Below are 12,857 nucleotides of genomic sequence, written 5' to 3'. Positions count from 1 at the left end.
ACCGTGCTGATGAACGCCGGGCCGTGGCTGTCGGTGCCGCCACCGGGTTACGGCGGCATCGAGAACGTCATCGCCACGCTGGTGCCGGAGCTGCGGCGACTGGGCGTACGGGTGGTGCTCGCCTCGGTGGGCAGCAGCACCCTGCCGGTGGACGAGCAGGTCTCGGTCTTCGCCGACGGGCAGTTCGCCGCGTTGCAGCGGCCGTACAACCAGGTCTGCGGAATCGCCCAGGCGCACCTGGCCGGGGTGGTACGGGAGCTGCACTCCCGCGACGACATCGACCTGGTGCACGACCACGTCGAGGCGGTCGGGCTGGCCACCCTCGCCGCGATGGGGCCGTCCGGGCCGCCGACCCTGCACACCCTGCACTGGGACCTGGCCAAGCACCCGGCGCTCTACGGCAGCCTGGACGGCGGCGACCGGGTCCGGGTCAACGGCGTCTCCGCGTCGCAGCTGGCCCGCGCCCCGCTGGCGCTGCGGGAGCACTCGGTGGGGCACGTGCACCTGTCCACGCCGCTCGCCGTCGACGCCGACCGGCGGCCCCGACCGGACAAGGGCGAGCACCTGCTCATCCTGGGCCGGATCAACCCGGGCAAGGGGCAGGACGTGGGTGCCCGCCTCGCGCACCGGGTCGGTATTCCGCTGGTGCTGGCCGGCCCCGTCGGCCCGTACCACCGGCCAGCCGACCTGGCCGCTGCCGGCGACGGGGCCCGGCAGAACCCGGACGTACGGTTCTTCCTCGACGAGGTGGCACCGCACGTCGACGGTGACCTGGTCCGCTGGGTCGGCACCGTGGCCGGCCAGGAGCGCGACGACCTGCTCGCCAGCGCCCGCGCGTCGCTGTTCCCGCTGCGGTGGGAGGAGCCGGGCGGCACTGCTGTCGTCGAGTCGCTCGCCCTGGGTACGCCGGTGGTGGCCACCTCCCGGGGTTGCCTGCCGGAGCTGATCGAGCACGGTCGTACCGGGCTGCTCACCGCCGACGAGGAGGAGTTGGCTGACCTCGTCCTCGCCGCGGAGTTGCTCGACCCCGACGAGTGCCGGCGGGTGGCCGCGCAGCGCTTCACGCCTGCGGTGATGGCGCAGCGTTACGTCGAGCTGTACGAGCGGGTCCGGCAGTCGGCGAGCGCCCCGAGGTTGCTGCCGGCCTGACCGGTGGCGGTGCCAGCCGGTTTGCCGGCCGCGCCAGCGGGTAGCCGGCAGCGCTCATGCCCGCCGCGCGACGAGGAGCCGGGAATGGTCGGACCGATGGCGCACTCCCGGGCCCGACCCAACCCGGCCGACGGCAAACCGCCGGTCCGTCGCGCGGCGGCGACGGTGGGCGTGCTGTTCCTGCTGGTCGGCGTGCTCGGCTTCGTGCCGGGGATCACCACCGGCATGGACGCTCTGCGCTTCGCCGGCCACGACTCGGGCGCGTACCTGTTCGGCGTCTTCCAGGTGTCGGTGCTGCACAACCTGGTGCACCTGGCGTACGGGGTGGTGGGTCTGCTGCTGGCCCGGACGGTCACCGGTGCTCGGGCGTTCCTGATCGGCGGCGGCGCGGTCTATCTGGTGCTCTGGCTCTACGGGCTGGCGGTGGACCACGACACCGGGGCGAACGTGCTGCCGGTCAACGACGCCGACGGCTGGCTGCATCTGGGGCTCGGCGTCGGCATGATCACCCTGGGCGTCCTGACCGGCCGGCCTCGTCGCTGACCTGGGGTCGCGGCGACGTGACCTGCCTCGCCCCGCTGTCGGTCCGGTTTGATCGGGACCGGCCTCGGGTAGTTGGCAGATCCCGACCCAGAGCAGCGAATTGAGGCGCCGATGTCGAGCGGGATCACCTGCGAGGTGCGTACCACCGCGCCGGTGGCGGTCGTCCGGCTCACCGGCCCCCTGCACCTGGGCACGATGCGCTCGGTGCACCGGGCGCTCAGCGACGCGTTGGTCGACCAGCCGGAGGCGCTGGTGGTCGACATGGCCGGGGTGCGCGTGGAGGACCGGTTGGCGCTGTCGGTGTTCGCCGCGACAGCCCGCCGGGCCGAGGAGTGGCCGGCGGTGCCGGTGCTGCTCTGCTCCCCGTCGCCGATCGCCGCCCGATGGCTGGCCGAGTCGACCGCCTGCCGGGTGCTTCCGGTCTCCGCGGACTGCGCGGAGGCGACCCGGTTGGCCGGAACGACGTCCACGCTGCGGATGCGGGCCCGGCTGGAGCCGGTGGCCGGGGCCTGCCGGCGGGCCCGGGAGCTGGTCACCGAGGCGTGCGCGCGGTGGAACCTGCCCGACGCGTCCGGCCCGGCCGCGTTGGTGCTCAGCGAGCTGGTCGGCAACGTGGTGCGTCACGCCGGCACGCCGATGCAGGTGACGGTGACCCTGCGCCGGCCGTATCTGCACCTGGCGGTGGTGGACGGCAGCAGCGCCGAGGCCCGTGCGGGTGGGACGGACCTGCACGCCGAGGGTGGGCGTGGGTTGATGCTGGTCCGGGAGCTGACCCAGCGGTGGGGCAGCGTGCCGGCCGGTCAGGGCAAGGCCGTCTGGGCGATGCTGCCGGCAACCTGAGCGTTCGAGGCGCTTGCGCCCGGTACCAGCGTTCTGACCGAATTTACCGCTCTGGCCTGGTTACATGGTGCGAGGGTCGGGTAGGCACGCCCGTCCTTTCTGCCGTCACGACGGGGTGAGCAGCCATGCCCAAGCGGGTAACCACGGAACCCGGTCGCGATCGGGGCCCGGCGATCCTGGCACCGGCCCGTTTCGGGGGGTTTCCTGGAGCGGTACGGGCACCGGTCCCCGGAAACTCCCTGATCAAGTTCCTCGCAACGACCGACCACAAGCAGATCGGCCTGCTGTATCTGCTGACCTCCTTCGGGTTCTTCCTGGTGGCGGGGCTTCAGGCCATGGTGATGCGGGCCGAGTTGGCCCGCCCCGGGATGCAGTTCCTCTCCTCCGAGCAGTACAACCAGCTCTTCACCTCGCACGGCGCGGTGATGCTGCTGCTGTTCGCCACACCCGCGGCGTTCGGGTTCGCGAACTACATCGTGCCGATCCAGATCGGCGCGCCGGACGTGTCGTTCCCCCGCCTCAACGCGCTCGCCTACTGGCTGTACCTCTTCGGCGGCCTCATGGTGATCGGAGGGTTCATCACCCCGGGGGGTTCGGCGGACTTCGGCTGGACCGCGTACAGCCCGCTCAGCGACGTGGACCACAGCCCCGGCGTAGGGGCGAACATGTGGGTGCTCGGCCTGGTCGTCTCCGGGCTCGGCACCATCCTCGGCGCGGTCAACCTGATCACCACGATCCTCACCCTGCGCGCGCCCGGCATGACCATGTTCCGGATGCCGATCTTCACCTGGAACATGCTGTTCACCAGCGTGCTGGTGATCCTCGTCTTCCCGCTGCTGGCCGCCGCGCTGCTCGCGCTCTCGGCCGACCGGTTGCTCAACGCGCACGTGTACGACCCCGCCACCGGCGGCCCGATGCTCTGGCAGCACCTGTTCTGGTTCTTCGGCCATCCCGAGGTCTACATCATCGCGTTGCCGTTCTTCGGCATCATCACCGAGATCATTCCGGTCTTCTCTCGCAAGCCGCTCTTCGGTTACACGGGGATCGTGCTGGCCACCATCGCCATCACCGTGCTGTCGATGACGGTCTGGGCGCACCACATGTTCGCCACCGGTCAGGTGCTGCTGCCGTTCTTCAGCATCCTGAGCTACCTGATCGCGGTGCCCACCGGTGTGAAGTTCTTCAACTGGATCGGCACCATGTGGAAGGGCCAGCTCACCTTCGAGACGCCGATGCTGTTCGCCATCGGCTTCCTGGTCACCTTCCTGCTCGGCGGCCTCACCGGCGTCCTGCTGGCCAGCCCGCCGGTCGACTGGCACACCCACGACAGCTACTTCGTGGTGGCGCACTTCCACTACGTGGTGTTCGGCACCGTGGTCTTCGCCCTGTTCGGCGGCTACTACTTCTGGTGGCCGAAGATGACCGGACGACTGCTCGACGAGCGGCTCGGCAAGGCGCACTTCTGGACCATGTTCATCGGCTTCCACGGCACCTTCCTGGTGCACCACTGGCTGGGCGCCGAGGGCATGCCGCGCCGGTACGCCGACTACCTGCCCACCGACGGCTTCACCGTCCTGAACACGATCTCCAGCATCTTCGCGTTCATCCTCGGCCTGTCCACCCTCTTCTTCATCTACAACGCCTGGAAGTCCTGGCGGTACGGGGCGGTGGTGACGGTGGACGACCCGTGGGGCTTCGGCAACTCCCTCGAGTGGGCCACGAGTTGCCCGCCGCCGCTGCGCAACTTCGACCGGATGCCCCGGATCCGTTCCGAGCGCCCCGCCTTCGACCTGAAGTACGGTCCGCTCGTCGCCGATCTGGGACGCGACCTGCCGCAGCGCACCACCAAGCCGCCGCAGCAGTTCGCCGAGGAGTTCCGGCTGGAGCACCACGCCCCGGAGTCCTCCACGGTCGCCGGTGGCTACACCATCCCGGGCACCAACCTGAAGGCGTCGAACTACATCGTGCAGCCGGAAGACGCCGGCGTCGGTGTCTTCGCCCACGAGTTCGGCCACGACCTGGGTCTGCCGGACCTCTACGACACGTCCGGCAACGCCGACTCCGACGTGGACTTCTGGGACCTGATGGCCTCGGGCTCGCACTCCGGTGAGATCTTCCAGGCGCTGCCGACGCACATGGGCATCTGGGACAAGTGGGTGCTCGGTTGGGCCGACCCGCTGACCATCCGCCCCGGATCGAACCCGCGTGAGGTCAAGCTCGGCCAGACGTCGCGCACCCCGATCGACTCCGAGGACGGCATCAAGGTCGACCTGCCGGACAAGGTGACGACGCTGGCGACCCCGCACAGCGGCACCAAGATGTGGCACAGCAACAACGACCAGGAGTGGGCGGACGTCAAGCTGAGCCGCTCGGTCGACGTGCCGGCAGCCGCCGACTCGAAGTTCTGGATGTGGAACAACTACATCATCGAGGAGGACTGGGACTACGGCTTCGTCGAGCTCTCCACCGACGGCGGTACGACCTGGACCGAGCAGAAGGTGTACGACGAGGGCGGCACGGTGGTCACCACGCCGGACGGCTACCCGGACCCGAACGGCCGGATGAACGACTTCGGCGGCAAGAAGTACGGCCTCACCGGCAGCACCGACGGCTGGCGGCACGACTACGTCGACCTGTCGGCGTACGCCGGGACGACGGTTCAGGTGCGGCTGCGTCTGGCCACCGACGAGGCGTTCGAGGAGCGCAACTGGTTCGTCGACGACTTCTCGGTCACCGGCGGCGGCGCCACCACCTGGAGTGACGACGTCGAGGGCGGCGCCAACGGCTGGACGGCCACCGGCGGCACCTTCGTCGACACCACCGGCGCGGGCTGGAAGGTCTCCAGCGGCACCGAGGTGCACGCCCAGTACTACCTGGCGGAGTGGCGTAACTTCGACGGCTTCGACAAGGGCCTGCAGTACGCCTACGACACCATCTACTCGCACGAGGCGTGGAAGGTCGACCGGATCTCCTACAACGCTCCGGGCATGCTGGTCTGGTACCGGGACACCGCGCTCGGCGACGTCAACCACGTCACCGGGCAGATGACCGCGCTGCCCAGCTACGGCGCGAAGGGCGGCCTGCTCATCGTCGACTCGCACTTCGACCCGCTGCGCCGTACCGGTGAGGCGGCGGTGAAGGACCCGTCGGTGACCGACAACCTGCCCAGCCGCCCGCAGTCGTCGAACGCGGCGTTCACGCTGAACCGGACGTACCCGTTCACCGAGTGCCTGGAGGCGGCCGACGAGCCGTACAGCGCGTACTGCACGAAGTTCAAGGGGCTGCCGCCGGTGAAGGCGTTCACCGACGCCAAGGGCTGGTACCCGGGCATCGAGATGCGCGACGGTGCTGCCTACGCCCGCGACAACGACGCGTCGGTGGTCCTGCCGTCGCGTAACAACGCGCCGTACACCACCCGGGTCACCAACCCGGACGGCAGCCCTGCGCCGGAGTTCTACGGCGTGACCCTGGGCGGTGGCGCGATCGTGCTGGGCACCGGAAACCCGGGCGACGCCGGCGTGAACTACGGCGTCTCGCTGACGATCAAGAAGGCTGCCGGGGACAACTCGTCGGCCCAGATCTACGTGACCCCGGCAAAGAAGTAACTGTTTCACTGCTCGACAACTGACTGTGGGGCCGGTGGCGGAGACGCTGCCGGCCCCACTGTCCTGCGTACGGTCAGATTGATAGAGAAATGTCGTTGTATACGGTCGCGGCCGCACCCGCGCTGCTCAGCGTGGCTGATGAACCGGCGGGGTGTGACGGTGAAAAGCATTCCCAACAAAATCTTGCAACAAATCGACGCGTTCGTCTTCCCACCTGTCCCGCCAGTAACTATGTTCACCAATGGTCCCACTAGTGGGATCGATCTCCCACCGGCCCGTACCCCCGTTGGGCCGGTTCCCTCACACCGGAGGTACCACGTGCGCAAAGTCGCAGTGGGTCTGCTCGGGCTCTCACTGACGGCGACAGGCCTGGCGTTCGGCCCGTCCGCCTCGGCCGCCCCGCAGCCCAAACTGCCGGCAGCGGCACCGGCCGCTGCCGAACCACAAGCGCTGAAGGATGAACTCCCCGACAAGCTCGAGGACAAGCGCCGCGAGCTGCGTGAGCAGGGTCTCGCCGACGTGCTGAGCGGGCGCAGCAAGCCGATCGAGCGCAACGGCAGCACTGTCGTCAAGGTCGGCCAGGTCGGCAAGACGGCCACCAACGGCAACGCACGCTCCGCCGCTGGCGCTCAGGCGACGAAGGACCAGTACGTCGAGCTCAAGCGTGAGCGGACCGACAAGATCTTCGTGATCCTGGCCGAGTTCGGTGACGAGCGGCACCCGTCCTACCCGGACAAGGACATGAACCCGGACATCGCCGGACCGGCGACGTTCGAGGGGCCGCTGCACAACAAGATCCCCGAGCCCAACCGGGCCGTGGACAACTCCACCATCTGGCAGCCGGACTTCAGCCCGGACCACTTCCGCCAGCTCTACTTCGGCACCAACCCGGGCGACGAGTCGCTCAAGCAGTACTACGAGGCGCAGTCCTCGGGTCGCTACACCGTCGACGGTGAGGTGACCGACTGGGTCAAGGTCCGGTACAACGAGGCCCGTTACGGTCGCTCCGACGACCCGATCGCGGACGACTTGGACGTCCCGGCCAACGACCCGGCCGTCTGCAACGACAACGTCTGCGCGAACACCTGGAATCTGATCGCCGACGCCGCCAACCAGTGGGTCGCCGACCAGAAGGCCAAGGGCCGTACGGACGCGCAGATCGCCACCGAGATGAAGTCCTTCGACCAGTGGGACCGCTTCGACTACGACGGTGACGGCGACTTCAACGAGTCGGACGGCTACATCGACCACTTCCAGATCGTCCACTCCGGCGGCGACCAGGCCGACGGTGACCCGCAGCAGGGTGAGGACGCGATCTGGAGCCACCGTTGGTCGGCGTTCAACAGCTCGCCCGTGGGCCCGCCGAACTTCCCGATCGGCGGCACCCAGATCGGCAACACCGGCGTCTGGATCCGCGACTACACGATCCAGCCGGAAAACGGCGGCCGCAGCGTCTTCTACCACGAGTACGGCCACGACCTGGGCCTGCCGGACGACTACGGCCCCGCGGACAACAACAACGAGCACTGGACCCTGATGGCCCAGAGCCGGCTCGGCGCGAAGAACGACGTCGGCATCGGCGACCGGGGCGGCGACCTCGGCGCGTGGAACAAGCTCCAGCTCGGCTGGCTCGACTACGAGGTCATCGTGGCGGGTCAGAAGCGCACGCTGGAACTCGGCCCGCAGGAGTACAACTCGGACAAGGCGCAGGCCGCAGTGGTCGTGCTTCCGCAGCGGGAGTACACCTTCAACTACGGGGCACCGTTCGAGGGCTCCAAGCAGTACTTCTCCGGTAACGAGGACAACCTCGACAGCAGAATGACGAGGACGTTCGACCTCACCGGGAAGTCCTCGGCGGCGCTGTCGCTCAAGGGCAAGTACAGCATCGAGGCCGGCTACGACTACCTCTACTTCGAGGCGTCGACGGACGGCGGTCAGACCTGGGCCGACCTGGACGGCACTGTCGGCGGCAAGCCGATCGGCGTCGACGGTGCGGGTCGCCCGGCCCTGGCCGGCAACAGCAAGGGCGCCTGGGCGGACATCAACATCCCGCTGACCTCGGTCGCCGGCAAGGTGGCGCAGGTCCGCCTGCACTACGTCACCGACGGTGGGGTCTCCGAGGGCGGCTTCTTCGGCGACGCGATCACCGTGACCGCCGACGGCCAGACCGTGTTCAGCGACGGTGCCGAGACCGACGCCGGTTGGACGCTCTCCAAGTTCGAGGTGGTCGGGGCGACCTACACCCGGCTGTTCGACAACTTCTACATCGCCGGCAACCGGTCGTACGTCTCGTACGACAAGTACCTGAAGACGGGCCCGTACTTCTTCGGCTACGCGAACACCCGCCCGGACTGGGTGGACCACTACGCGTACCAGGAGGGCCTGCTCATCTCGTACTGGAACACCCGGTTCTCCGACAACAACACCGCGCCGTACGACCCGGTGACGAACCCGGGTGGTCACCCGGGTGAGGGCCGCAACCTGTACATCGACGCGCACCCGCGCCCGATCTACAACCTGACCGGAGCCCCGTGGCGCGCCCGCATCCAGGTGTACGACGCTCCGTTCAGCCTGAACAAGGCTGACTCGTTCACCCTGCACCTCAACAGCCAGCCGCAGTACATCCGCGGTCAGGCCGCTGAGCCCGTGTTCAACGACACCAAGAAGTACTTCTACGAGGAGCTGCCGAACCACGGCGTCAAGCTCCCCGCGGCCGGTGTCAAGATCGAGGTCAAGGAGCAGAACGGCACCTCGATGAAGATCAGGGTCAGCTGACCTCTGATTCAGCAACACCCAGCGACGCCCGGGCAGGTCATCTGCCCGGGCGTCGCCCTTTGGCGGCGGTTCTCCTCGGCCGACAGCGCCGAGCCTCGGAGCACATCAATCGACCACAGTCAACGCCAGTACGGGCGGTTGACGACACATCGACCGACCGTGACGATTGGTATCGCCTGACTGTGGATCCCGGGTCACCTCGACTCGGCGCTGACCGAATCACGCGCCAGCCACGGCAGGCACAACCACGGGGGTGGTTCGCGTGTCGAGTGACGTGGAGTTGGATCCGGGTGGGGGCGGCGCACCGACAGTGCGCTTGGCCACCGTCTCCGCCCTCGAACTGAGGTTGCGGCTCGCCGCCGGGCAACAAGAGCTCGTCCAAGCCCAGCACCGCCTGATCGAGCACTACACCCGGCTTGAACAGCGGGAGCAGCAGACGGCGTCACCGGCGGAGGAGCGTGACACGGTCCGCGACTGGGCCGAGTTCGTCCGGCTCGCCGACCGCCTGACCGTCGAGAACGACGACTGCCGGTCGCTGCGCGGCGTGCCGCCTCCGGCCGGCGGTGGCGCTCTCTGGGGCTATCCGGAATCGGCGCGGCGCCACCCGACGATCGTCGATCACCGCGTACTCGACACGCCGAACCACCTACGCGGCGTCGACACCACCCAGGTACGGATGGCGGCATCCGTGCCCACGTCGATGGTGATCGGTGGACGCACCGCGTTGATCGCCCCGGATGGCGCCGGTCGGTGGTCGGGCTTGTTGCTTCGCACGGCCGCGCTGGTGGAGATCATGACGCACCACTTCGACTGCCTGTGGTCACGGTCCGTACCACTGGCCGAACGGCAGACCGGCGAGAGCGACGGCCCGACGGCGGTGCAGTCACAGATTCTCCGACTGGCCGCGAGCGGCGCGAAGGACGAGGCCATCGCGCGCAGCCTCGGGCGCAGCCCTCGCTGGGTACGCCGCCACTTCGAACTGCTCTCCGAGCGGCTCGGTGCGTCCAACAGGCTGACCCTCGGGGTCGCCGCCGCGCAACGCGGCTGGATCTGATCTTGCAACTTGCGGACTGCGGCCACTTCGCCATGTCCCTGCCTCCCGGGGCCCCCGATCATTGACACAAGCCGATGGAGATCCTGTCGGCGACGCGCCTCCGGCGCGGATGTTCAACGGGGAAGGATCCACTTGCGAAGGATCGGAATGCGACGGACCGTCGCCCTCTTCGTAGCCGCACTCACCATCGGCGGCACCATCACCGCAGCACCCCGGCCGGCGCAAGCCGTCCCGGAGGGCTTCGACCATGTCATCTACTGGAACAACGTTCTGCTGAAGACCTACCGCGCGGTCGGGGGCCCGCCGACGGTGTTGTCTCGGGCCGGCGCGATGATGCATCTCGCCATGTACGACGCGCACGTATCGCTCGGCGGCAGCGGCGCTCCGTACATCGCACGGATCGCGAAAATACCCAACTACAACTACGACCGCCAGTGGAACATGGACGTGGCGGCGGTGACCGTCCTCAGCTCCATCTGGCCGACGCGGGACTTCTCCACCGACTTCGCTGGTTCGCGCGCCTACCCGCCGATCGGCAACCCTGGACCTGAGGGGTACAGCACGAGCGTCGGCGAGGGCGCGGCACAGAACATGATCAATGCCCGCGCCAACGACGGCTCCACCAACAACGCCGCGTACACCGCGAGCTTCACCGCCGGCCAGTGGCGACCGACCGGCTCCGGCGCTGCGGCCAGCCCCAACTGGGGCGCGGTCACGCCGTTCGCCCTCACCTCGGGCTCGCAGTTCCGTCCCCCGCTACCGGGCGGTTTCACCAACGTCGACACGATGCTCCGCAGCAGCGCCTACGCGGAGCAGGTGAACGAGGTCAGGAAGCGCGGCTCCGCGACCGCCAGCACCGAGGACCGCACCGCAGACCAGACCCAGGCGGCGTACTTCTGGGCCAACGACCTCGACGGCACCTACAAGCCGCCGGGTCAACTCTTCCGGCACACCCAGATCGTCGCGACCAAGAGTCCTCTCGACACCGCGCGACTGTTCGCCCTGGTGGCGATGGCGATGGCCGATGCCGCCATCGCAGCCTGGGACGCCAAATACAACACCAGCATCGACCTGTGGCGCCCGGACACCGCGATCGCCGAGCCCGAGACGGACAACAACGCCGCGACCACGCCCAACCCCTCCTGGGAGCCCCTGTCAGCCGATCGAAGCGGCAACCACTTCTCCCCGCCCTTCCCTGCGTACGTGTCCGGGCACGCGACCTTCGCCGGGGCGTGGGCCGGCATCATGAAGCGCCATTACGGCACGGACGCGTTCACCTTCGCCGCCACCACCGAGGATCCCCAGGCGGTCAACGTCACGCGCACCTTCACCAGTTTCAGCGCGGCTGCGATCGAGAACGCCCGCAGTCGAGTCTGGCTCGGTGTCCACTACCAGTGGGACGCTGACTCCGGACTGACCGTCGGCGATCAGGTGGCCAACCGGGCCTTCAGCACCTACCTGCGGTAGACCGACAGCGATCCCGGATCGGTGAGCACCTCACCGATCCGGGATCGTCGCGCGTTCGAGCCTCGTACCTGTCGGCACACCTTTGCGGTCGCGACAAGGCCGTGGCGACTGTCACCGCGACCTCGGGTTCTAGGCTGTCTGCCATGACCGACCAGCGCGGCGGGGCCGTCGACGAGTCCCGTGTCCTCACCGAGGGGCCGTGGACGCACCGTTTCGTCGGCGCCAACGGCAGCCGGTTCCACGTGGTCGAGGGCGGCACCGGGCCGATGGTGCTCTTCCTGCACGGCTTCCCGGAGCACTGGTGGGCCTGGCACCAGATGCTGCCGGCGATCGCCGACGCAGGCTTCCGGGCGGTCGCCGTCGACCTGCGCGGCTACGGGGCGAGCGACAAACCACCCCGGGGGTACGACGGCTACACCCTCGCTGCCGACATTGCCGGACTGATCCGCGCGCTCGGTGAACGGTCCGCGACGATCGTCGGCAGCGGCCTCGGTGGCATGGTGGCCTGGACGGTGGCCTCGTTCCACCCGTCCCTGGTCCGCCGGCTCGTCGTGCTGGGGGCACCGCATCCGCTGCGACTGCGCGCCGCCATCTTCGCCGACCCGCGCGGGCAGTTCACCGCGTCCACCCCGGCGTTGAAGTTCCAGCTACCCCGCTACGAGCACGTCCTGACCCGCGACGGCGCCGCGGCCGTCGGCGAGATCATGCGCCGCTGGGGCGGCCCACAGTGGGTGGCCGGGCCGGACTTCGAGGCGTACGCCGAGCGGTGCCGGGAGGCGATGTGCATCCCGCAGGCGGCGTTCTGCGCGCTGGAGGGTTACCGCTGGGCGTTCCGCTCGCTGCTGCGACTGCACGGCTACCGGTTCGTCCGCCTGATGCAGAAGCCGCTGTCCACCCCGACCCTGCAACTGCACGGCGCCCTGGACACCGCCTCCCTGCCCCGCACCGCGCTGGGTTCCGGCCGGTACGTCGTCGCCCCCTACGAGTGGAGGTTGCTCGACGGGGTGGGGCACTTCCCGCACCTGGAGGCGCCGGAACTGGTGCTCGGTGAAATCCTGCGATGGGCGAAGACCTGACCGGTCAGACCCGCTGCTCCCGCAGGTCGGTGACCTCGGCGGCCGGCGCCCAACCCTGGTAGACGCCGAAGTCGAAGACCTCCAGCCGCATCGCCTCGGCGACCGGCCAGCGACCACCCGTGTACTCCACACGCAGCCAGGCGTCGTGCTCGCCGAGCACTATGAACGGCTGCCCCTGCCAGGTGCAGGTGGTCCGCACGTACGCCAGATCCTCGATCTCGCTCGCCGGCAGCACCCGGACGTAGCGGCCCGCGCGATCGTGTTCGGCAAGGACGTGACCGGCGTCAAGGCGAGCCCGCTCACCGACGAGCGCTTCGCCACCGCCGAGTTCAAGTAAGTCCTGATCTG

Annotated in this window: 9 protein-coding genes and 1 pseudogene; 9 read left to right on the top strand and 1 reads right to left on the bottom strand. The window is 68.8% G+C overall.

Annotated features, from left to right (window positions below; all coding sequences use genetic code 11):
* The first annotated feature begins 9 nt into the window (after positions 1-9).
* The 9 genes and pseudogenes from ABZ749_RS03465 to ABZ749_RS03425 all read left to right on the top strand — a co-directional run bounded on the left by ABZ749_RS03465 (position 10) and on the right by ABZ749_RS03425 (position 12,509).
* Entirely contained in the window at positions 10-1,149 is a 1,140-nt protein-coding gene (locus ABZ749_RS03465) for a glycosyltransferase (RefSeq protein WP_357222367.1), read from the top strand.
* A 96-nt stretch (positions 1,150-1,245) separates the two neighbouring features.
* The gene (locus tag ABZ749_RS03460) at positions 1,246-1,692 is read left to right on the top strand and encodes a DUF4383 domain-containing protein (RefSeq protein WP_357222365.1); all 447 of its coding nucleotides are present in this window, start codon (positions 1,246-1,248) and stop codon (positions 1,690-1,692) included.
* Between the two features lie 111 nt (positions 1,693-1,803).
* A complete protein-coding gene (locus tag ABZ749_RS03455) occupies positions 1,804-2,532 on the top strand; it encodes an ATP-binding protein (protein WP_357222335.1) in 729 nt (242 codons plus the stop codon).
* A gap of 125 nt (positions 2,533-2,657) precedes the next feature.
* Positions 2,658-4,391: pseudogene (ctaD, locus tag ABZ749_RS03450) on the top strand (cytochrome c oxidase subunit I); the annotation flags it as partial.
* A gap of 21 nt (positions 4,392-4,412) precedes the next feature.
* On the top strand, positions 4,413-6,137 hold the full coding sequence (locus ABZ749_RS03445; RefSeq protein ID WP_357222363.1) for an immune inhibitor A domain-containing protein: 1,725 nt from the start codon (positions 4,413-4,415) through the stop codon (positions 6,135-6,137).
* A gap of 333 nt (positions 6,138-6,470) precedes the next feature.
* A complete protein-coding gene (locus ABZ749_RS03440; protein WP_357222361.1) occupies positions 6,471-8,912 on the top strand; it encodes an immune inhibitor A domain-containing protein in 2,442 nt (813 codons plus the stop codon).
* Positions 8,913-9,174: 262 nt separating this feature from the next.
* Positions 9,175-9,966, top strand: coding sequence for a hypothetical protein (locus ABZ749_RS03435; protein WP_357222333.1), 792 nt, complete (start codon positions 9,175-9,177; stop codon positions 9,964-9,966).
* Between the two features lie 147 nt (positions 9,967-10,113).
* Positions 10,114-11,433 (top strand): phosphatase PAP2 family protein, encoded by a 1,320-nt coding sequence (locus tag ABZ749_RS03430; protein ID WP_357222331.1) that lies wholly within the window; start codon positions 10,114-10,116, stop codon positions 11,431-11,433.
* Positions 11,434-11,576: 143 nt separating this feature from the next.
* Positions 11,577-12,509 carry an alpha/beta hydrolase gene (locus ABZ749_RS03425; protein ID WP_357222329.1) on the top strand — a complete coding sequence of 311 codons (933 nt, stop codon included), beginning with the start codon at positions 11,577-11,579 and terminating at the stop codon, positions 12,507-12,509.
* A 4-nt stretch (positions 12,510-12,513) separates the two neighbouring features.
* Here ABZ749_RS03425 and ABZ749_RS03420 read toward each other — a convergent pair.
* Positions 12,514-12,857 (bottom strand): hypothetical protein (locus tag ABZ749_RS03420; protein WP_357222326.1); only part of this gene is annotated, 344 nt, incomplete at its 5' end.

The sequence above is a fragment of the Micromonospora sp. NPDC047753 genome, from assembly GCF_040642735.1.
Taxonomy (GTDB): Bacteria; Actinomycetota; Actinomycetes; order Mycobacteriales; family Micromonosporaceae; genus Micromonospora.
The sequence above is the reverse complement of the archived record's forward strand: the minus strand, read 5'-3'. Positions and strand labels throughout refer to the sequence as shown.

Bases quoted from the DNA above. Each gene is read 5' to 3' on its own strand.
- ABZ749_RS03465 (WP_357222367.1), top strand. From the start codon at position 10: ATGAACGCCGGGCCGTGGCTGTCGGTGCCGCCACCGGGTTACGGCGGC.
- ABZ749_RS03460 (WP_357222365.1), top strand. From the start codon at position 1,246: ATGGCGCACTCCCGGGCCCGACCCAACCCGGCCGACGGCAAACCGCCG.
- ABZ749_RS03455 (WP_357222335.1), top strand. From the start codon at position 1,804: ATGTCGAGCGGGATCACCTGCGAGGTGCGTACCACCGCGCCGGTGGCG.
- ABZ749_RS03430 (WP_357222331.1), top strand. From the start codon at position 10,114: ATGCGACGGACCGTCGCCCTCTTCGTAGCCGCACTCACCATCGGCGGC.
- ABZ749_RS03425 (WP_357222329.1), top strand. From the start codon at position 11,577: ATGACCGACCAGCGCGGCGGGGCCGTCGACGAGTCCCGTGTCCTCACC.